The 20,473-nt window shown below is 70.6% G+C and carries 18 protein-coding genes; 7 read left to right on the plus strand and 11 right to left on the minus strand.

The window, feature by feature from the left end:
• Positions 1-147 precede the first annotated feature (147 nt).
• Together Saso_RS33230 and Saso_RS33235 are read right to left on the minus strand one after the other, a co-directional pair.
• Complete coding sequence (locus tag Saso_RS33230) at positions 148-1,341, minus strand: polyamine ABC transporter substrate-binding protein (protein WP_189926561.1); 1,194 nt, start codon at positions 1,339-1,341, stop codon at positions 148-150.
• Positions 1,342-1,715: 374 nt separating this feature from the next.
• Positions 1,716-3,155, minus strand: a complete 1,440-nt coding sequence (locus Saso_RS33235; protein WP_189926562.1) for a gamma-aminobutyraldehyde dehydrogenase — start codon at positions 3,153-3,155, stop codon at positions 1,716-1,718.
• A 164-nt stretch (positions 3,156-3,319) separates the two neighbouring features.
• Between Saso_RS33235 and Saso_RS33240 the strand changes: the two genes are divergently transcribed.
• The 7 genes from Saso_RS33240 (at position 3,320) to Saso_RS33270 (ending at position 10,307) form a co-directional block, all read left to right on the plus strand.
• Positions 3,320-3,838: an Lrp/AsnC family transcriptional regulator gene (locus Saso_RS33240; RefSeq protein ID WP_189926563.1), complete on the plus strand. Its 519-nt coding sequence runs from the start codon at positions 3,320-3,322 to the stop codon at positions 3,836-3,838.
• A gap of 19 nt (positions 3,839-3,857) precedes the next feature.
• Positions 3,858-5,222 (plus strand): aspartate aminotransferase family protein, encoded by a 1,365-nt coding sequence (locus Saso_RS33245; protein ID WP_189926564.1) that lies wholly within the window; start codon positions 3,858-3,860, stop codon positions 5,220-5,222.
• A gap of 196 nt (positions 5,223-5,418) precedes the next feature.
• Positions 5,419-6,162, plus strand: a complete 744-nt coding sequence (locus tag Saso_RS33250) for an ABC transporter ATP-binding protein (RefSeq protein ID WP_189926565.1) — start codon at positions 5,419-5,421, stop codon at positions 6,160-6,162.
• The gene (locus tag Saso_RS33255) at positions 6,144-7,748 is read left to right on the plus strand and encodes a hypothetical protein (protein ID WP_189926566.1); all 1,605 of its coding nucleotides are present in this window, start codon (positions 6,144-6,146) and stop codon (positions 7,746-7,748) included. The genes Saso_RS33250 and Saso_RS33255 overlap by 19 nt, the downstream gene beginning before the upstream one ends.
• 100 nt (positions 7,749-7,848) lie before the next feature.
• On the plus strand, positions 7,849-8,268 hold the full coding sequence (locus tag Saso_RS33260) for a VOC family protein (protein WP_189926568.1): 420 nt from the start codon (positions 7,849-7,851) through the stop codon (positions 8,266-8,268).
• 35 nt (positions 8,269-8,303) lie between these two features.
• Positions 8,304-9,431, plus strand: coding sequence for an LOG family protein (locus Saso_RS33265; RefSeq protein ID WP_189926569.1), 1,128 nt, complete (start codon positions 8,304-8,306; stop codon positions 9,429-9,431).
• Between the two features lie 162 nt (positions 9,432-9,593).
• Positions 9,594-10,307: an LAETG motif-containing sortase-dependent surface protein gene (locus tag Saso_RS33270; protein ID WP_189926571.1), complete on the plus strand. Its 714-nt coding sequence runs from the start codon at positions 9,594-9,596 to the stop codon at positions 10,305-10,307.
• Between the two features lie 83 nt (positions 10,308-10,390).
• Here the strand turns inward: Saso_RS33270 and Saso_RS33275 are convergent, their stop codons facing one another.
• From Saso_RS33275 to tsf, 9 genes are all read right to left on the minus strand, one after another.
• Positions 10,391-11,410, minus strand: coding sequence for an ABC transporter ATP-binding protein (locus Saso_RS33275; protein WP_189926574.1), 1,020 nt, complete (start codon positions 11,408-11,410; stop codon positions 10,391-10,393).
• Positions 11,410-13,089, minus strand: a complete 1,680-nt coding sequence (locus tag Saso_RS33280; protein WP_189926576.1) for an ABC transporter permease — start codon at positions 13,087-13,089, stop codon at positions 11,410-11,412. The genes Saso_RS33275 and Saso_RS33280 overlap by 1 nt, the downstream gene beginning before the upstream one ends.
• Positions 13,065-14,156, minus strand: a complete 1,092-nt coding sequence (locus Saso_RS33285; protein WP_229901476.1) for a thiamine ABC transporter substrate-binding protein — start codon at positions 14,154-14,156, stop codon at positions 13,065-13,067. The genes Saso_RS33280 and Saso_RS33285 overlap by 25 nt, the downstream gene beginning before the upstream one ends.
• Positions 14,157-14,365: 209 nt before the next feature.
• On the minus strand, positions 14,366-15,472 hold the full coding sequence (rlmN, locus tag Saso_RS33290; protein WP_189926580.1) for a dual-specificity RNA methyltransferase RlmN: 1,107 nt from the start codon (positions 15,470-15,472) through the stop codon (positions 14,366-14,368).
• A 148-nt stretch (positions 15,473-15,620) separates the two neighbouring features.
• The gene (locus tag Saso_RS33295; protein ID WP_189926582.1) at positions 15,621-16,454 is read right to left on the minus strand and encodes a hypothetical protein; all 834 of its coding nucleotides are present in this window, start codon (positions 16,452-16,454) and stop codon (positions 15,621-15,623) included.
• Between the two features lie 233 nt (positions 16,455-16,687).
• The gene (locus Saso_RS33300; RefSeq protein WP_189926584.1) at positions 16,688-17,884 is read right to left on the minus strand and encodes a phosphatidate cytidylyltransferase; all 1,197 of its coding nucleotides are present in this window, start codon (positions 17,882-17,884) and stop codon (positions 16,688-16,690) included.
• Positions 17,884-18,441, minus strand: coding sequence for a ribosome recycling factor (gene frr / locus Saso_RS33305; RefSeq protein WP_057580535.1), 558 nt, complete (start codon positions 18,439-18,441; stop codon positions 17,884-17,886). Before frr ends, Saso_RS33300 begins: the two co-directional genes overlap by 1 nt.
• Positions 18,442-18,614: 173 nt before the next feature.
• Positions 18,615-19,373 (minus strand): UMP kinase, encoded by a 759-nt coding sequence (pyrH, locus tag Saso_RS33310; protein WP_189926586.1) that lies wholly within the window; start codon positions 19,371-19,373, stop codon positions 18,615-18,617.
• A gap of 186 nt (positions 19,374-19,559) precedes the next feature.
• Positions 19,560-20,396, minus strand: a complete 837-nt coding sequence (gene tsf / locus Saso_RS33315; RefSeq protein ID WP_189926589.1) for a translation elongation factor Ts — start codon at positions 20,394-20,396, stop codon at positions 19,560-19,562.
• Positions 20,397-20,473 lie beyond the last annotated feature (77 nt).

The following is a 20,473-nucleotide window of genomic DNA, read 5'->3' on the forward strand; positions in this document are numbered from 1 at the left end:
AAGATCCTTGAACATCGACGTCAGCGCGGCCATGGTCCGACCTCCCCGCTCCATGGCCCTGTCCGACCATGGAACGATCTTGGTGACAACTATCGCGCCTATGTGACAACTAAAGTGCTTGGTCACAACAGTAAGGGAAGTGACTGGTCAGAGGCCCGCGATGGCGTTCCAGCGCTTGGCGAACTCCAGCCGTTCCGTGGAGGTGATGTCCCGCGCGATGGCGAGCCGGCCGCGCATCGCGGTGTCCGGGAAGATCAGCGGGTTCTCCGCGAGGGCCGCCGTCTCCTCGTCGTCGGAGTCGGCCAGGACCGCCTGCGCGGCGGGCACCGGGCAGACGTAGTTGACCCAGGCCGCGAGCTCGGCGGCGACCTCCGGCCGGTAGTAGTGGTCGATCAGTTTCTCGGCGTTCGCCTTGTGCCGGGCGAGGTCGGGGATCATCAGGGACTCCGCCCACAGCTCGGCGCCCTCCTCGGGCACCACGAAGCGGATGTCGGGGTTGTCGGCCTGGAGCTGGATGACGTCACCCGAGTACGCCTGGCAGGCCAGGACGTCTCCGCCGACCAGGTCCTTGGTGTAGTCGTTGCCGGTGAAGCGGCGTATCTGGCCGCGGCCGACCTGCTTCTCCACCTCGTCGCACACCTGGTGGAAGTCGTCGGCGGTCCACCGGGTGACGTCGACGCCGTTGCCCTGCATCAGCAGCGCGAACGCCTCGTCCAGGCCGGACAGGAGCGTCACCCGGCCCCTGAGGTCGTCCGCCCACAGCTCCGAGACGCTGCGTATCTCCCGGCCCAGTTTCCGCCGGTTGTAGGCGATGCCGGTGATGCCGGACTGCCACGGCACGCTGCACATCCGGCCGGGGTCGAAGGCGGGCGACCGCAGCAACGGGTCGAGGTACCGGGTGACATGGGGCTGCGCGGCCCGGTCCATCTCCTGCACCCAGCCGAGCCGGACGAACCGGGCGCACATCCAGTCGCTGATGACGATCAGGTCCCTGCCGGTCTGCTGATGGTTCATCAGCGCGGGGCTGACCTTGCCGAAGAACTCGTCGTTGTCGTTGATCTCCTCGACGTAGTCGACGGAGATGCCCGTCTCCCGCTCGAAGGCGTCGAGCGTCGGCCGCGCGGCCGCGTCCTCGTCGTCGGTGTCGATGTAGAGGGGCCAGTTGGACCAGGTCAGCCGCTTGTCCTCGGCGGAGAGGTCGGCCGCGCCGCGGTCACCGGGCTGTACGTAGGCGGCCCGCACCCCGCAGCCGGTGAGGGCCGCGAGCGCGGCGGCGCCACCGGCGCCGCGCAGCAGGGACCGACGGGAGACGGCACGGGGAAACGAAGGATTCCGGGACACCCGAGCAGCATCCCGCGCACCCCCACCCCCGAACAATCGACGCACCGTCAACCCCACCCACCCCCACCGGACACCTTGTCCACCCCAAGACGAACGCCCCCCGCTCCCGAAGAAGCAAGGACCGAACTCCCCCCAGGGGCGCGGACTTCGCCCACACTCCCGACAAACGGCGACCCACCCCCTTTAGGGGCGCGGGGAACTGCGCGAATCACCCCCACCGACCCGCACCCACCCGCAAAGAAAACGGCCCCCGCTCCCGAAGAAACGAGGACCGAACTCCCCTGGGGGCGCGGGGAACTGCGCACATCACTCACACCGACCCGCACCCACCAGACGGCCCCACCCGAAGAAGGACCCGCCCACCCAGCGGAGCGCTACGCGTCCAACGAAGTCATCACATGCTTGATCCGCGTGTAGTCGTCGAACCCGTACCCCGAAAGGTCCTTGCCATAGCCGGACTTCTTGAACCCGCCGTGCGGCATCTCGGCGACGAGCGGGATGTGGGTGTTGATCCACACGCACCCGAAGTCCAGCTTCTTGGACATCCGCATCGCGCGGCCGTGGTCCTTGGTCCACACCGAGGAGGCGAGGGCGTACTCGACGCCGTTGGCCCACTCCACGGCCTGGTCCTCGTCGGTGAACGACTGGACGGTGATGACCGGTCCGAACACCTCGTTCTGGATGATCTCGTCGTCCTGCTTCAGCCCGGACACGACGGTCGCGGCGTAGAAGTAGCCCTTGTCGCCGACCCGCTGACCGCCCGCCTCGACCTTGGCGTGCGCGGGCAGGCGCTCGATGAAGCCGGTGACCTGCTGGAGCTGGTTGGGGTTGTTCAGCGGGCCGAAGAGCACGTCCTCGTCGTCCGGCTGCCCGGTCTTGGTCTCCGCCGCGGCCTTCGCGAGCGCGGCGACGAACTCGTCGTGGATGCCCTCCTGGACGAGGACACGGGTGGCCGCCGTGCAGTCCTGGCCGGCGTTGAAGAAGCCCGCCACGGAGATGTCCTCGACGGCCTTGGCGATGTCGGTGTCCTCGAACACGACGACCGGCGCCTTGCCGCCCAGCTCCAGGTGGACCCGCTTGAGGTCCTTGGAGGCGGACTCGGCGACGGACATGCCCGCGCGCACGGAGCCGGTGATGGACGCCATCGCCGGGGTCGGGTGCTCCACCATCAGGCGGCCGGTGTCACGGTCGCCGGTGACGACGTTGAAGACGCCCTTGGGCAGGATCGAGCCGATGATCTCGGCGATCAGGACCGTGGAGGCAGGCGTGGTGTCGGACGGCTTGAGCACCACCGTGTTGCCGGCGGCGATCGCCGGGGCGAACTTCCACACGGCCATCATCATCGGGTAGTTCCACGGCGCGACCTGCGCGCAGACGCCGACCGGCTCACGGCGCACGATCGAGGTCATGCCGTCCATGTACTCGCCGGCCGAGCGGCCTTCGAGCATCCGCGCCGCGCCCGCGAAGAAGCGGATCTGGTCGACCATCGGCGGGATCTCCTCGGAGCGGGTCAGCCCGATGGGCTTGCCCGTGTTCTCCACCTCGGCCGCGATGAGCTCCTCGGCCCGCTCCTCGAACGCGTCCGCGATCTTCAGCAGGGCCTTCTGGCGCTCGGCGGGGGTCGTGTCCCGCCAGCCGGGGAACGCCTTGGCAGCGGCCGCCATGGCGGCGTCGACGTCGGCCTGGCCGGACAGCGGGGCGGTCGCGTACGCCTCGCCCGTCGCGGGGTTGACCACCTCGGTGGTCCGTCCGTCGGCGGCGTCCCGGAACTCACCGTCGATGTGATTGCGCAGACGACGCAGCTCGGTGCTCACTGCCGGCCCTCCAAGTTCGGTGTCCATTGACTGAGACACCCACACTAATCGTTGCCCCGACGTTTTCAACACCCCCGATCCCGCCAAGGCTGCGGATTCCGTAGATCTCACATACGTAAACAACGAATTTCATCGCTGCGGCCTTGCGGAACTGTCGAGACGTCGTGCACAGTGAGGCCGTGGCCAGTCGAAGCGCAGAGCACAGGGACTCCCGCGAGTCCAGGAACGGCAGCACCCCTCACCTGGATGCCGTCAGCCTCGCCATCATCCAGCAGCTCCAGGAGGACGGCCGCCGGCCCTACGCCGCGATCGGCAAGGCCGTCGGCCTCTCCGAGGCGGCCGTGCGCCAGCGCGTCCAGAAGCTGCTCGACCAGGGCGTGATGCAGATCGTCGCCGTCACGGACCCGCTCACCGTGGGTTTCCGCCGGCAGGCGATGGTCGGGATCAATGTCGAGGGTGACGTCGAATCCATCGCGGAAGCGCTGACCGACATGTCGGAAGTCGAGTACGTGGTGATGACCGCGGGCTCGTTCGACATCCTCGCCGAGATCGTCTGCGAGGACGACGACCACCTGCTGGACGTCATCAACAAGCGCATCCGTGCCCTGCCGGGCGTGCGTTCGACCGAGAGCTTCGTCTACCTGAAGCTGAAGAAGCAGACCTACATGTGGGGAACCCGATAACCGTGAGGACCCGATAACCGTGAGCACCAAGGACCTCAGCCGCACCGCGTACGACCACCTGTGGATGCACTTCACCCGCATGTCCTCGTACGAGAACTCCCCGGTCCCGACCATCGTCCGGGGCGAGGGCACCTACATCTACGACGACAAGGGCCGGCGCTACCTCGACGGCCTCGCGGGTCTGTTCGTGGTCCAGGCCGGTCACGGCCGCACCGAGCTGGCCGAGACCGCCTTCAAGCAGGCGCAGGAGCTCGCGTTCTTCCCCGTGTGGTCCTACGCCCACCCCAAGGCCGTGGAGCTGGCGGAGCGCCTCGCCGACTACGCGCCGGGCGACCTGAACAAGGTCTTCTTCACCACCGGCGGCGGCGAGGCCGTCGAGACCGCGTGGAAGCTCGCCAAGCAGTACTTCAAGCTCCAGGGCAAGCCGACCAAGTACAAGGTCATCTCCCGCGCGGTCGCCTACCACGGCACCCCGCAGGGCGCCCTGTCGATCACCGGTCTGCCCGCCCTCAAGGCCCCCTTCGAGCCGCTCGTCCCGGGCGCGCACAAGGTGCCGAACACCAACATCTACCGCGCCCCGATCTACGGCGACGACCCCGAGGCCTTCGGCCGCTGGGCCGCCGACCAGATCGAGCAGCAGATCCTGTTCGAGGGCCCGGAGACGGTCGCCGCGGTCTTCCTCGAGCCGGTCCAGAACGCGGGCGGCTGCTTCCCGCCCCCGCCCGGCTACTTCCAGCGGGTGCGCGAGATCTGCGACCAGTACGACGTGCTGCTCGTGTCGGACGAGGTCATCTGCGCCTTCGGCCGCCTGGGCACGATGTTCGCCTGTGACAAGTTCGGCTACGTCCCGGACATGATCACCTGCGCCAAGGGCATGACCTCGGGCTACTCCCCGATCGGCGCGTGCATCATCTCCGACCGGATCGCCGAGCCGTTCTACAAGGGTGACAACACCTTCCTGCACGGCTACACCTTCGGCGGCCACCCGGTGTCGGCCGCGGTGGGCGTCGCCAACCTCGACCTGTTCGAGCGCGAGGGCCTCAACCAGCACGTGCTGGACAACGAGGGCGCGTTCCTCAAGACGCTCCAGAAGCTGCACGACCTCCCGATCGTCGGCGACGTCCGCGGCAACGGCTTCTTCTACGGCATCGAGCTGGTCAAGGACAAGGCGACCAAGGAGTCGTTCAACGACGAGGAGACCGAGCGCGTCCTGTACGGCTTCCTGTCCAAGGCCCTCTTCGACAACGGCCTGTACTGCCGTGCCGACGACCGCGGCGACCCGGTCGTGCAGCTCGCGCCGCCGCTGATCTCCAACCAGGAGACGTTCGACGAGATCGAGCAGATCCTGCGCGCCACGCTCACGGAGGCGTGGACGAAGCTGTGACCGTCAGCCTGATCAGCTGATCAACACCGGCCCCGGTGTCGACCGTTCGAGTGAGAAACGGCGCCCCGGGGCCGTGTGCTGTCCGGGCTTCCCGTTCCGGCTGCCTAGCGTGCGAGTGACCGATCGGCCCCTGCCTTCGTTCCCCCGCACGGGGGATCGGCACGGGAACTACGGATCTGAACCGAGGTGTACGCCCATGGAGGCCCCGCCGGACGACGACGTGCTGTGGGCACGCTCCCTGCATTTCACGCACCGCGACGGCTCACCGGCGCTCGGCGGTGTCTCGCTGGGCGTGCGGGAGGGCGAGATCCTCGCCGTCAGCGGGCCGCGCGGCAGCGGCAAGACGACCCTGCTGCGCTGTCTGTCCGGTCTGGTGCGCGCCCAGCGCGGCGAGGTCTGGTTCAACAGCGTGCCCGTGCACACGATGGGCCCGATGGCCCGTGAACGGCTGCGCCGCGACCGCTTCGGCTGGATCGACCCGGAACCCGTCCTCGTCCCGGAACTCAACGTCTGGGAGAACGCGGCCCTGCCCCTGATGCTGCGCGGCACCGGCCGCCGCCGGGCCAAGGCCGCCGCGCTGGAGTGGCTGGAGCGCCTGGACATCGGCGAGAGGGCGCGCAGCCGTCCGCACGAACTCACCCAGGCCGAGCGCCAGCGGGTGTGCATCGGCCGCGCGCTGGCCCCCGCGCCCTCGGTCCTCTTCGCCGACGAGCCGACGGCTCCCCTGCACCGCGCGGACCGGGCCCACGTCCTGCGCACCCTGACCACCGCGGCCCGTTCCCACGGCATCACCGTGGTACTGGCCACCCATGACCCGGAGACCGCGGCTCTCGCCGACCGCACCGTGCCACTGCTGGACGGCCGCCGGGTGAGGACGGTCCATCTGCCGCCGGTCACGGAACCGGAAGGCCGGGGGGCCGCGTGCTCGCTCTCCGTCTGACGCGCAGCGCCCGCCCCGCCGTACAGCTGCGCCGCCTCCTGGTGGCCACGGCCTCGGCGGGCACCGGCTTCCTCCTCCTGTGCACCCTCGGTCACGCCCTCACCCACCCCGACACCCCGGCCGCGTCCGTGCTCCGGCTCGCCTGGTGCGCGGTTCCGCTGGCCTCGACGGTCTACTTCGCGCTGGCGGTGGCCCGCACCGACCCCGGGACCCGGCCGCGGCCGGGACTCGCGGCGATCGGCCTCGGCCCGGCCCGTCTGATGGCCGTCTCGGCGATGACGACGGCCCTGTCGACCCTGCTCGGCTCCATGCTGGCGCTGCTGGTCTTCCTCCATCTGCGCGGCGACCTCAGGGGCATGCCGTTCGACGGAGCGGCCGGCGACTTCCTCGCGGCGGGCCGGCCCCTCCCGCTGCCCGCTTCCCTGACCCTCCTGGCCCTGGTCCCGGTGACCTCGTCCCTCGCGGTGGCCCTGATGCTCCGCCCGCGCGACGCCCGGGTCGCGGCCCAGGCGGCCCCGCGGATGTTCGGCCGGTTCGGGGCGTACGGGAGGACGGCGCCGAGCGCCGGATTCGGGGAGTACGGCCGGTTCGGGGCGAGGTGGCCGAGCACCCGCCCGTCCCGTCCGGCGGCGGACGGCGATCCGGACGGGGCGGCCACGAGCGGCACCCGCCGGTCCCCCGCGGCCGGCGACGACGCCGCGGTCCCGGCCGCTCCCGCCCGGACGGCGGACGGCCGGCCCGCCCCCGCGTCCGCCGCGGACGGCCGTCCCGGCGAGGAGGTGACCGACCGGGCACCGGGCGGTGCCCCGTCGGCGCCGGACACCGGCGCCGTGTCGATCGCCCCCGGACCGGCGCCGGCCGACGGCGGCGCGCGGGCGGCGGACGGCTCCCCGCTGCTGTCGCTGACGGTGCACCCGGTCCCGGCCCCCGCGTCCCCGCTCGGCGACACCACCGGGGGGCCGGCGCCGCGGACGGGGCCGCCGCACCCCACCGCCCTGCCCTGGGGCATCGCCCTGCTCGCCGCCGGTCTGGCCGTGGAGGCGTACGCCAACCGCACCGCGCACCCCACCACCCTTCCGCTGCCCGGCGGCCTGCCCACCGGACCCGCCGCGGTGCTCCTCGGCTGGACCCTGACCGCCGTGGGCCTCGCCCTGGCCGGTCCCGGCCTCACCCACCTCTGCGGCCGTCTGTTGCAGACGGCCCGCCCCGGCGCCCTGCGCCTCCTCGCGGGCCGCGGGCTGATGCAGGAGGCGTCGCGCATCGGCCGGCCGCTGGGCGTGGTCTGCGCGGTGGCCTCCGGCGCCTACACGATGGCCGCACTGTACGACCCCGACGACCCGTCCTTCGGGCCGCTGACCACCCTCGGCGCGCTGGTCGTGGTGGGCTGCACCGTCGCCACGTTGCTGACGGCGGCCGTGGAGGCGCGGCAGGTCCGCGCCGACACCACCGCCGCCCTGCTCCGCCTCGGCGCCCCCGCCAAGACGCTGCGCAGCGCGGCCGCCCTGCGCACGGGCGCGCTGCTGGCCCTCTTCGTCCCGCTCACCCTGATCGTCGCCGAACTGGCGGCCCTCCCCCTGATGCGCTGAACGAAAAAAGATCCCCGCCGGCCGATGAGTTCGCCGGGAGCCGCCGGTCTACCCCACCGAAAGCACCGCCCAGCGGCAAGAACCCCCAGGGAGCGACCAGATGACCACCCCGGCCTACCAGCAGATGATCTTCGTGAACCTGCCCGTGAACGACCTCGACGCCTCGAAGAAGTTCTTCACGGAGCTCGGCTACACGATCAACCCGCAGTTCAGCGACGACAACGCGGCCTCCGTGGTGATCAGCGACACGATCGTGGCGATGCTGCTCACCAAGCCGTTCTACTCGACGTTCACCAAGAAGGAGATCGCGGACGCCTCGAAGACCAGTGAGGTCCTGATCGCCCTGAGCGCCCCCAGCCGCGAGAAGGTCGACGAGCTGGTCGACCGGGCGCTCGCGCTGGGCGGTTCCCCGAGCGGCGAGACGCAGGACATGGGCTTCATGTACGGCCGTTCCTTCGACGACCTCGACGGCCACACCTGGGAGGTCGTGTGGATGGACCCGTCGGCCGTCCAGGGCTGACCGGCCCGCCGGCAGACACTGCCTAGCATGGGCGGGTGCATCCGACGACACCCGCCCAGCCGTTCGACGGCTCCCACGATCGTGAGATCGAGTCCCTCGCCGAGTTCGACGAGGTGACCCGCGACCACGGCACGCTGTCCCACTTCCGCGTCCAGTCCGTCGACCTGACGGACCGTACGGACGTCCTCCTCGCCCTCGACACCTCGGCCGCCGTCTTCCTCGGCTGCCCGATGACACCGGAGGCGGCCGCCAAGGCCCGTGCCTCGGGCGCCCTGGTCTTCCCGCCCGTACCGGGCCTGTCCTTCGACCCCTACCGCGGATTCGTCTACTCCCCCGAGGAGTTGTTCGCCTCCCTGGACGAGGGCTACGAGGCGACACCGGACGCCCGCACCTACGCCTGGTTCCAGCGGACCAAGGCCGACGGCGACATCTTCGGCTCGATGCTCCGCTCCCTGCACGACGACGCCGTCAGCGACGCGCTGGACGAACTCCTCGCCGGACAGGACGTGGTGGGCGTCATGGGCGGTCACGCGATGGCCCGCGGCACGCAGGAGTACGCCGGCGCGGCCCGCCTCGGCCGTGAACTGGCCCGCACGGGGCTCACGGTGGCGACCGGGGGCGGCCCCGGCGCGATGGAGGCGGCGAACCTCGGCGCCTACGCCGCCCCCTTCGACGACGGCATGCTCGCCGGCGCCCTGGACATCCTGGCCAAGGCGCCGGGGTTCACCCCCTCGGTCACCGACTGGGCGAAGGCCGCCTTCGAGGTGCGGGCCGGCTGGCCGGACGGCGGCCCCTCGGTCGGCATACCCACCTGGTTCTACGGCCACGAGCCGCCGAACGCGTTCGCCGCGCACCTCGCCAAGTACTTCTCCAACGCCACGCGCGAGGACGGCCTGTTGGCCCGCTGCACCGCGGGCGTGGTGTTCCTGCCGGGCGCCGCGGGGACCGTTCAGGAGATCTTCGACAACGCGACGCCCAACTACTACGGATCGCGGGGCGAGCCGACGCCGATGGTGCTCGTGGACCGGGAGCACTGGACCCGGCGGCTGCCCGCGTGGCCGCTCTTGCAGTCACTCGCCCGGGAGCGGGCGATGGAGTCCCGTATCGCCCTGGTTGACCGGATCGAGGAGGCTCCGGAGGCGTTGAAACGTCTCCGTGGTTAATAAGACGGCAAAGGCGGCCGCTCAGAGGCGTCCTCGCATTGACACTTCTTATGGAACGCTTATAGACCTGTGTGTCTGCTGGGGATGGTGACGCACTCGGCTCACCGGGGGCGCCATCTCCCCCTCCACCCCCCGCAGTTGCGCTTCCCGTAAAGGACAAACGTGTCCCTTTCCCGCCGTACCGCCGCCCGTTCGGTGCGCATGCTCGGTGTCACCGCAGCTTCCGCCGCCCTCGCGCTCAGCGCCGCCGGCACCGCGCTGGCCTGCGACATCAGCGAGTTCTCCGCCACTGCCGCCTGTGACGGCGCCAAGGGCGTCATCACCGTCACCGACAAGGACCCCACGGGCGTCCCTGCCGTCATCACGGTCTTCCTCGAGAACAACGGCGCCGACCTCCGGCAGGTCGGCACCGAACAGACGGTCGTGGGCTCGAAGAAGGGCGTCACCGTCACCTTCGCCGAGGACTGGGAGCCGAACGCCGAGTACCGGGTCCACGTCCTGGCCGTCAAGGGCAAGAAGACGTTCGTCGACGCCGACATCAGCCCGAACGTGACCACCCCGTCCAAGGCCTGCAAGGCCGACGACACCTCGACCCCGAGCACCACCCCGTCCGCGTCGCCGTCGGAGACCAAGACCACTCCGCCGGCCGGGACGGCCACCCCGTCCGCCTCTCCCTCCGAGACGTCCGACGACAGCGCGGCTCCCGTGCCCTCGGCGAGCAACGCCCCGTCCGCCGCGGCCCAGGAGTCCAACCTCGCCGAGACCGGCGCCAACTCCAACACCGGCTTGATAGTCGGCGTCGCGGCCGCCCTGGTCGTCGTCGGCGGTGGCGCGGTGTTCTTCGGAATGCGCCGCCGCGGGTCCGGCAACCGCTGACCCGCACCCCCGGCACCACCGACGTACGTGAACGGCCCGACTCCCTCGCGGAGACGGGCCGTTCGCGCGTCCGGACCCGGCCGTCAGTCCAGTACGACGGTCTCGTCCGCGTCGAAGCCGACACCCACCGCGTCCCCGACCTCCGGCGCGTCCCGCAGCGCGCACGCCGCCTCGAGCCCCGGCGCGCCCTCGGGCTGAAGACGCACGGCGACATGGGTACCGCGGAAGGTGCGGGCCGTGACGGTGCAGCACAGCCCCTCGTCCGCGCCCACCAGACGCACACCCGCGGGCCGGACCAGCAGCGTGCGGGCCCCCTGACCCGATCCGTCCGGGACCGGCACCTTGCCCCACGGCGTGACCGCGGCCGCCCCCGTGACGGTCGCCTCCACCACGTTGTCGAAGCCCAGGAACCGCGCCACGAACGCGTCCGCCGGCCGCTGCCACACCTCCAGAGGTGTACCGGACTGGGCGATCCGCCCGTCCCGCATCACCACGACCCGGTCGGCCAGCGCGAACGCCTCGCCCTGGTCGTGCGTGACCGCGAGCACGGTCGTCCCCAACCGGCCGAACAGCTCCCGCAGTTCGACGACCAGCCGCTCGCGCAGCGAACGGTCGAGCTGCCCGAGCGGCTCGTCGAGCATCAGCAGCCGGGGCTGCGGCGCGAGAGCCCGGGCCAGCGCCACCCGCTGCTGCTCCCCGCCCGACAGCGAGGCCACCGCGCGGTCACCGGCGCCCGGCAGCCCGACCAGCTCCAGGAGTTCCGCCACCCGCTCGCCCTGCCGGCCCTTCGGCACACCGCGCATCCGCAGCCCGAAAGCCACGTTGCCGCCCACGTCCCGCTGCGGGAACAGCTGATGGTCCTGGAACATCAGACCGACCTCACGCCGGTGTGCGGGCACCCCCGTGCGGTCCTTCCCGTCGAGCAGCACCCGGCCCGCGTCCAGCGGCTGGAGCCCGGCCACCGCCCGCAGCAACGTCGACTTGCCGCTGCCGCTCGGCCCGAGCACACACACCACCTCGTGCTCGGCGACGGCGAGGTCGACGGCGTCGAGCACGGCCCGTCCACCGAACCGCACGGTCGCCCGCTCCAGCTCCAGCAGCATCAGAAGTCCCCCGCCCGGTCGGTGCGCAGCCGCTCCAGCACCAGCAGGGCCACCGCGCACACCACCATCAGAATCGTCGAAAGGGCCATCGCCTGGCCGTAGTTCAGCTCTCCCGCGCGCCCCAGCAGCCGCGCCACGGCGACCGGCAGCGTCGGATTGTCGGGACGGGCGATGAACACCGTCGCCCCGAACTCCCCCAGCGACACCGCGAAGGCGAACCCGGCCGCGACGAGCAGCGCACGCCGCACCATCGGCAGGTCGACCTCCCGCCACACCCGCCAGGGCGACGCGCCGAGCACGGCCGCCGCCTCGCGCAACCGGTGGTCCACCGCCCGAAGCACCGGCAGCATGGTCCGTACGACGAAGGGGACACCGACCAGCGCCTGCGCGAGCGGCACCAGGATCCACGTACCGCGCAGGTCCAGCGGAGGCTCATCGAGCGCGATCAGGAAGCCGAAGCCGACGGTCACGGCGGAGACGCCGAGCGGCAGCATCAGCAGCGCGTCGAAGCCGCGGACCAGCCGTCCGGCGTCCCGGCGGGTGAGCGCGGCCGCGGCGAGCCCGCCGACCAGCACGGCGATCGCGGTGGCGACGACGGCGTACTCCAGCGAGTTGCCGATCGCCTCGATCGGCGGGACCAGGAAGACATTGCCGTCGTCACTGGTCAGCGCCCGGTAGTAGGCGAAGCCGGGTGCGTCGAACGAGCGCTGCGCCAGCACCGCGAGCGGCAGTACCAGCAGGACGGCGATCGTGGCGAGCACCCCGGCCAGCAGCGCCCACTGCCCCGCCCCGCGCGGCCGGCGGGCCGTCGTCGAGGCGTCGACCAACCGCAGCGCGCTCTCCCGCCGCCGCACGGTCCAGGCGTGCACACCGAGGATCGCGCCGACGGCCGCGAACTGGACGAGCGTGAGCACGGCGGCCGTGGACAGGTCGAAGATCTCGGAGGTCTGCCGGTAGATCTCCACCTCCAGGGTGGAGAAGGTGGGGCCGCCGAGGATCTGCACCACCCCGAAGGAGGTGAAGGTGAAGAGGAAGATCATCAGCGCGGCGGCCGCGACCGCGGGTCCCAGCGCGGGCAGGGTGACCGTGCGCCAGGCCGTGAGCCGGGACGCGCCGAGCATCCGCGCCGCCTCCTCCTGGCGGGGGTCCAGCTGGGACCACAGCCCGCCCACCGTCCGCACGACGACCGCGTAGTTGAAGAAGACGTGCGCCAGCAGGATCGCCCACACCGTGGTGTCCAGCCGTACGCCCCACAGGTCGTCCAGCAGTCCCCCGCGCCCCACGAGCGCCAGGAACGCCGTACCGACCACGACCGTCGGCAGGACGAACGGCACGGTGACGACGGCGCGCAGCACCTGCCGTCCCGGGAACTCCAGCCGCGCGAAGACGTAGGCGGCGGGCAGCGCGACCAGCAGCGTCAGCGCGGTGGAGGCCAGCGCCTGCCAGGTCGTGAACCACAGCACGTGCCGGATGCCGGACTGCGCGAGCACGTCCCGCAGCGCCCCGAAGCGCCATCCGCCGTCGGCGCCCAGTCCCCGGGCGACGATCGCGGCGACCGGGTAGGCGAAGAACACCGCGAAGAACGCGACGGGCACGGCCATGAGTCCGAGCCGCGCCGCGCTCCCCGCACGGGACCCGCGCCCGCTCACCTCGCTCACTTCAGTACGAGCGAGGTCCATGACTTGACCCAGTCGTCACGGTGGCCGGCGATCTTCGCCGGGTCGAGCGTCTCGGGGTGCTCGGCCGCCGGCCCGTACGCGGTGAACTCGGCGGGGACGGCCGCGTCCTTCACCACGGGGTACACGAACATGTTGAGCGGCATGTCCTCCTGGAACCGCTTGCTGATCAGGAAGTCGATCAGCGCCTTGCCGCCTTTGCTCTCGGAGGCGTTCGACAGGAGCCCGGCGAACTCGACCTGCCGGAAGCAGGTGCCGGATACGACGCCGGTCGGCGCGGTGCTCGGCTTCGGGTCGGCGTAGATCACCTCGGCGGGCGGCGAGGAGGCGTACGACACGACGAGCGGGCGGTCGGCCTTGGCCTTCTTCCCGCCGGCGGAACCGGAGAACTCCTCGTTGTAGGCCTGCTCCCAGCCGTCGACGACCTTCACGCCGTTGGCCTTGAGCTTCTTCCAGTACCCTTCCCAGCCCCCGTCGCCGTACTTCGCGGCGGTGCCGAGCAGGAAGCCGAGGCCGGGCGAGGAGGTGGCGGCGTTCTCGGTGACGAGCAGGTTGCGGTAGGCGGGCTTGACCAGGTCGTCGAAGGAGGCGGGCGGCGCGAGCTTGTGCTCGGTGAAGTACGCCTTGTCGTAGTTGACGCAGATGTCGCCGAAGTCGACGGGCGTGACCCGGTGCTTCGTCGCGTCCAGCTGGTACGGGGCGCCGACCCGCGCCAGCCCCGCGGCCTCGTACGGCTGGAACAGCCCGTTGTCGAGGGCGCGGGACAGCAGGGTGTTGTCGACGCCGAAGAAGACGTCGCCCTGCGGGTTGTCCTTGGTGAGGATCGCCTTGTTGACGGCCTGCCCGGCGTCGCCGTCCTGGAGGACCCTCACCTTGTAGCCGGACTCCTTCTCGAAGGCGGCGAGCACGCTCTTGGACACGGCCCACGAGTCGTGACTGACGAGGGTGACGGTCCCGGAGCCGTCCGAGCCCGCCGCCTTCCCGTCCGTCGAACCGCACGCGGACAGCGCGACGAGGCCGAGCCCCACCGCCACGGCCACGGCCACGGCCACGAAAGTCTTGTTCTGCACTGGTTTTCCTCCTGGGTTGACCAGGAAGAGACGCGGCCCCGCCCGGGTCCGCGCGGGACGCCGGGCAGGGCGCAACAGCTCGAGTGATGACCGAACTTCCTACCCAGAATGACCTGGGCGAGGTTCAGAGGGTCTGCGGGCCTGGGTGCCGCACTCTCAGCGCTGTGGCGCTCCCCTGTCGGAATATGAAGATGTGTACGGTCCTCAGACTACCGCTCGGTGGCCGCGAGCTGACCGCACGCCCCGTCGATCTCCTGACCGCGGGTGTCCCGGACCGTGACCGGCACCCCGTGCGCGGCGATCGCCTCGACGAACGCCTTCTCGTCCTCGGGCCGCGAGGCGGTCCACTTGGAACCCGGCGTCGGGTTGAGCGGGATGAGGTTGACGTGCACCGGCTTGCCGCGCAGCAGCCGGCCGAGCCGGTCGCCCCGCCAGGCCTGGTCGTTGATGTCGCGGATCAGCGCGTACTCGATCGACAGCCGCCGTCCGGAGCGCTCGGTGTACTCGAACCCGGCCTCCAGCACCTCGCGCACCTTCCACCGCGTGTTCACGGGGACCAGGGTGTCGCGCAGCTCGTCGTCCGGCGCGTGCAGGGAGATCGCCAGCCGGCACTTGAAGCCCTCGTCGGAGAACCGGTGGATGGCGGGCACCAGGCCGACCGTCGACACCGTGATCCCGCGCTGCGAGAGACCGAGGCCGTCCGGCGCGGGGTCGGTGAGCGCCCGGATGGCGCCGACGACCCGCTTGTAGTTGGCGAGCGGCTCGCCCATCCCCATGAAGACGATGTTGGAGAGCCTGGCGGGGCCGCCCGGCACCTCGCCGTCCCGCAGAGCCCGCATCCCGTCGACGATCTGGTGCACGATCTCCGCGGTCGACAGGTTCCGGTCCAGGCCCGCCTGGCCGGTGGCACAGAACGGGCAGTTCATCCCGCACCCGGCCTGCGAGCTGATGCACATGGTCACCCGGTCCGGGTACCGCATCAGCACCGACTCCACGAGCGTGCCGTCGAACAGCCGCCACAGGGTCTTGCGGGTGGTTCCCTGGTCCGTCGACAGATGCCGGACGACCGACATCAGATCCGGCAGCAGCGCCTCACGCAGCTTCTCCCGGGCACCGGCGGGGATGTCGGTCCACTCCGCCGGGTCGTGCGCGTAGCGCGCGAAGTAGTGCTGCGACAGCTGCTTGGCACGGAACGGCTTCTCCCCGATCTCCGCCACTACCTCCTTCCGCTCGGCGGGCGAGAGGTCGGCGAGATGCCGCGGCGGCTTCTTGGCTCCGCGGGGGGCGACGAAAGTAAGTTCTCCGGGTGCAGGCATAACACGTCCAGTGTGGCAGATCATCGCCGGGGGCCCGGGCCGGAGCGGGGTGGGGGTGGTCACCCTCGGGTACCGACTGGCGGATCGAATCTCGTGTCCTGGGCCAGGAGCCGTGGCTGCGGTGGACGGCGCCTGGCCGTACCGAGGCTCAGTGGAGCGAGAGACCGTCGTGGTCGGTCAAAGCGTCGTCCGGGGCAATGTCGCCGTCGTGCCGCACGATCCCGCCCCCGTGGATCCACTCCTGTTCCAAGGGCCGCAGGTCGTCCAGCCGCGGCTGGGCGCCGGTCGGCACCGGGGCCATCTCGGCCGGATGGTCGGTGCCGGGATCGATGTCGTCCCCCTGCCACGGCGCGGTGAGGAAACCCCACGTCATGGCCGCGATGATGCCGTCCACGCAGGCATTCAGCTTCGCGACGTTGAGGGAGCGCAGCACGTCACCGCCCATCTTCGTCAGATCGTCGAGGATGAGCAGCGGCGTGGGGTGCAAGGCGTACTTGACGAACTTGACGGCGTGCTCCCGCCGCTTGTCACCCTCTGCCGCTCTCGTGATGACTTCGGCGGCCCAGCCCTCGGCGGAGGCCGACGGCAAAATGAGTTTGCCCAACGCGTCGAAGCCCTCGGCCGCCGCCCTCTCGCCGGCGCTCGTGGCACTCACGGCCGCCTCCGCCTGGGCCGGAGCAAGGTCCGCGTCGGCCCAGTTGTAGGCACGAAGGAGGACCGCCAGTTCGCCGGCGTCCGCGATCAGCTGTGCCTGGGAATCTCCGTCGAGAGGCACGGGGACCGGAAGCTCGGGCTCAAGCAGACCGCCGAGCAAGACCCACAGTTCGTCCACCTTGTCGTTCAGCGCGTCCTTCTTCGCCGGATCGCCAAGAAGCCGAGCAGCCTCGCGAGCAGTGCGCAGCACAGCGAGTGCGCCCCGCTCCCGCTCGCCCGTCGCCATGGGCGCGACATTGAACCCGCACCCCACCCCGTCCTCGGTCATAGCCGCCCCCTTCGTAGTGCCCGGCACCCGGTCGTCGGCCGGTGAACGACGACGATAGAGGGCGTCCGATGTCGGTGGGTGATCGGTGCGGGCGTCGGGGCGCGAGGGGCGAATGAGCCGGTCGGAGTGCCTACGCACGTCACGGCCCGGGCCGTGACGTGCGTAGGCCCCGTCCTTGGGGTAGGACGGGGCCCGTGCGAGCCTTCGGGCGCGGTGGTGTGCCGTGGGTCGGATCAGCCGGAGCCGACGAACAGGACGAGCAGCAGCCAGACCACGGGAGCCGTGGGCAGGAGCGAGTCGAGGCGGTCCATGATGCCCCCGTGGCCCGGGAGCAGCGTGCCCATGTCCTTGATGCCCAGGTCGCGCTTGATCATGGATTCGCCGAGGTCGCCGAGCGTGGCGCTGGCGGCGACGGCGAAGCCGAGCAGCAGACCCTGCCACCAGGTGCCGTCGTCGATCAGGAACTGCATGCACAGCGCGCCGGCGACCATCGCGAAGGACACCGCGCCGAACAGGCCCTCGCGGGTCTTGCCCGGGCTGATGCGCGGCGCGAGCTTGGTCTTGCCGAAGCGCCAGCCGACGGCGTACGCGCCCGTGTCGCTGACGACCGTCAGGACCAGGAACGTCATGACGCGGAACGCCCCGTCGTCGGCGGTGAGCATCAGGGCGACGAAGGTGGCGAGGAACGGGACGTAGAAGGCCGCGAAGACTCCGGCCGTGACGTCCTTGAGGTAGCCCTCGGGCGGTTCCGTCATCCGCCAGACGAGCACCGCCAGCGCGGTCAGGGCCATGGCGACCCACGCGCCCTCGGGCCCGCGGACGTATCCGGCGACGACCATCGCGGCGCCGCCGACGGCCAGCGGCACGAGCGGCGCCTTGATCCCCTTGCGCTCCTGAAGCCTGCTGGTCAGCTCCCACAGACCGACGACCACGGCGACCGCCACCACGCCGACGAACACGGCCTTGACGACGAACAGCGACGCGACGATCACCACGCCGAGCCCGACTCCGACCCCTATGGCCGCGCCCAGGTCTCGGCCCGCGCTCTTCTTCTGCGGTGCGGGCGCCGGGAGAGGGGCGTCGGGCATGGGCTCCGGATTCTGCGGCACCGCCGCAGAGGGCTGTGCCGACGGTGTGTCGTGACGTCGGGCGGCGTCGCCGTAGGGCTGGTCGCCGTAGGACGCGTCGCCGTAGGACCCGGCTGGGAACAGGGGGCCGCCCAGCCGAGCGGCCCCCCGGTCGTCATCCTGGTTTCCGCCGTGCGCGGGTACGTCGGGGACGATGGGCATGGGGCGAGTCTGCTGCGCCTCAGGCGCATCGTACGCGGGACCCGCCGGGGCGGCCCGTTGGACCGGCCCCTGGTCGGCGGGCCCCCAGTACCCGGTCCGCGACCCGGCGTGCGGCGGTGAGCCCCAGGAAGAGTCGTTCATCAGACCTCGAGCAGCTCTGATTCCTTGTGCTTGAGGAGCTCGTCCACCTGGGCGACGTACTTCGCGGTGGTGTCGTCGAGTTCCTTCTCCGCACGGCGGCCCTCGTCCTCGCCGACCTCGCCGTCCTTGATCAGCTTGTCGATCGCGTCCTTGGCCTTGCGGCGGACCGCGCGGATGGACACCTTGGCGTCCTCGCCCTTGCCCTTGGCGACCTTGATGTAGTCGCGGCGGCGCTCCTCGGTCAGCTCGGGGAACACCACTCGGATGATGTTGCCGTCGTTGCTCGGGTTGACGCCGAGGTCCGAGTCGCGGATCGCCTGCTCGATGTTGCGCAGCGCGGTCTTGTCGAACGGGGTCACGACCGCCATGCGCGGCTCCGGCACGGAGAACGAAGCCAGCTGGTTGATCGGCGTCGGTGCGCCGTAGTAGTCGGCAACGATCTTGTTGAACATCGCCGGGTGCGCACGGCCGGTGCGGATCGCGGCGAAGTCCTCCTTGGCGACCACGACGGCCTTCTCCATCTTCTCCTCGGCCTCGAGGAGGGTCTCTTCGATCACCACTTGCTCCTGCGTGTCTTGAGTAGGCCCGGCTGCGGTTCCTTGCGGAGGCGGCGGCCGGCTGCGTCGCGTCTTCTTCCTGCACGGTTCCCGACCGGCAGGACATTGTCCATCCCCCGACCAGGGTCCGTCGCCCGGTCAGGCGTAGTCGTGCGGGACCGGGACTGTTCCGGTCAGGACCGGCTGCCCTGCTCACCCACAAGCGTGCCGATCTTCTCACCCTTGACGGCCCGAGCGATATTGCCCTCGGTCAGGAGCTCGAAGACCAGGATCGGGAGCTTGTTGTCACGGCACAGCGTGATCGCGGTCATGTCGGCGACCTTCAGGTCGCGGGTGATGACCTCGCCGTAGCCGAGGGCGTCGAACTTGACGGCCGCCGGGTTGGTCTTCGGGTCGGAGTCGTAGACGCCGTCCACGCCGTTCTTGCCCATCAGCAGCGCCTCGGCGTCGATCTCCAGGGCGCGCTGCGCGGCGGTGGTGTCGGTGGAGAAGTACGGCATGCCCATACCGGCGCCGAAGATGACCACACGGCCCTTCTCCAGGTGGCGCACGGCACGCAGCGGGATGTACGGCTCGGCGACCTGGCCCATGGTGATGGCGGTCTGCACGCGGCTGTCGATGCCCTCCTTCTCCAGGAAGTCCTGGAGGGCCAGGCAGTTCATGACGGTGCCGAGCATGCCCATGTAGTCCGAGCGGGCGCGGTCCATGCCGCGCTGCTGGAGTTCGGCGCCGCGGAAGAAGTTGCCGCCGCCGATGACGACCGCGATCTCGGCGCCGTCGCGGACGACGGCGGCGATCTCACGGGCGACCTTGTGCACCACGTCGGGGTCCACGCCCAGGCCACCGCCGCCGGAGAACGCCTCTCCGGACAGCTTCAGCATGAACCGGCCGCGCAGCTTGCCGTCGTCGCTCTTGTGGGCCTTGGTGGTCATGGGAGATCCCGCCTCTTTCACGTGGTGCACATGCGAAGAAGGCCACTGCCGGTGGGGTGTTCGCAACCCGTGCGCGGCAATGGCCTCCTCGTCAGATCTGCTGTCGTCCGTCACACGCGTGCGTGACGGCGTACCGGACGGCTGCGTCCGACCCTATAGGGCCGGGGCACCGATCGCGGTACGGACTCAGATGCCGACCTTGATGCGCGTGAAGCGCTTCAGGGTGACACCGGCCTCGTCCAGGATCTTCTGGACGGACTTCTTGTTGTCCAGCGCGTAGGGCTGGCCGAGCAGCGTGGCGTCCTTGAAGAAGCCGTTGATGCGACCCTCGACGATCTTCGGCAGGGCGGCCTCGGGCTTGCCCTCGGCGCGGGTGGTCTCCTCGGCGACGCGGCGCTCGGACTCGACGACCTCGGCCGGCACGTCCTCCTTGGAGAGGTACTTCGGCGCGAAGGCGGCGATGTGCTGGGCGATGCCCTTGGCGACGTCGGCGTTCGGCTTGTCCAGCTCGACGAGGACACCGATCTGCGGGGGCAGGTCGGGCATCGTGCGGTGCATGTACGCGGTCACGAAGCCGTCGGCGAACTGCGCGAAGCGGTCCAGCACGATCTTCTCGCCGAGGTTGGCGTTGGCCTCGTCCACGAACGCCTGGACGGTCTTGCCGGCCTCGATCTCGGACGCGAGGAGCGCCTCGAGGTCGGCCGGGGAGGTCTTGGCGACGTGCTCGGCGATCGCGTTGGCGACGGCCTGGAACTTCTCACCCTTGGCGACGAAGTCCGTCTCGCACTTCAGCTCGACGAGGACGCCGGAGGAGTTGTCGTCGGCGATGATCGAGACCACGGCGCCGTTCTCGGCGGAGCGGCCCTCGCGCTTGGCGACGCCCTTCTGGCCCTTGATCCGGAGCGCCTCGACGGCCTTGTCGACGCTGCCGTCGGCCTCGTCCAGGGCCTTCTTGCAGTCCATCATGCCGGCGCCGGTGAGCTCACGGAGCTTCTTGACGTCAGCGGCGGTGTAGTTCGCCATGATCTGTGAATCTCTCTCGGAGTTCGAAGTCTCGAAGATCTTGGGGGGCTGTGGGTGAACGGCGGGGGGTGCACTCG

Source organism: Streptomyces asoensis (genome assembly GCF_016860545.1).
GTDB classification, from domain to species: Bacteria; Actinomycetota; Actinomycetes; order Streptomycetales; family Streptomycetaceae; genus Streptomyces; species Streptomyces asoensis.

What these genes read in the sequence shown, in the direction of transcription:
- rlmN (WP_189926580.1), bottom strand. Translation starts at nt 15,472, where the DNA reads ATGCCTGCACCCGGAGAACTTACTTTCGTCGCCCCCCGCGGAGCCAAG.
- tsf (WP_189926589.1), bottom strand. Translation starts at nt 20,396, where the DNA reads ATGGCGAACTACACCGCCGCTGACGTCAAGAAGCTCCGTGAGCTCACC.
- Saso_RS33260 (WP_189926568.1), top strand. Translation starts at nt 7,849, where the DNA reads ATGACCACCCCGGCCTACCAGCAGATGATCTTCGTGAACCTGCCCGTG.
- pyrH (WP_189926586.1), bottom strand. Translation starts at nt 19,373, where the DNA reads ATGACCACCAAGGCCCACAAGAGCGACGACGGCAAGCTGCGCGGCCGG.
- Saso_RS33295 (WP_189926582.1), bottom strand. Translation starts at nt 16,454, where the DNA reads ATGACCGAGGACGGGGTGGGGTGCGGGTTCAATGTCGCGCCCATGGCG.
- Saso_RS33280 (WP_189926576.1), bottom strand. Translation starts at nt 13,089, where the DNA reads ATGGACCTCGCTCGTACTGAAGTGAGCGAGGTGAGCGGGCGCGGGTCC.
- Saso_RS33275 (WP_189926574.1), bottom strand. Translation starts at nt 11,410, where the DNA reads ATGCTGCTGGAGCTGGAGCGGGCGACCGTGCGGTTCGGTGGACGGGCC.
- Saso_RS33300 (WP_189926584.1), bottom strand. Translation starts at nt 17,884, where the DNA reads ATGAACGACTCTTCCTGGGGCTCACCGCCGCACGCCGGGTCGCGGACC.
- Saso_RS33250 (WP_189926565.1), top strand. Translation starts at nt 5,419, where the DNA reads ATGGAGGCCCCGCCGGACGACGACGTGCTGTGGGCACGCTCCCTGCAT.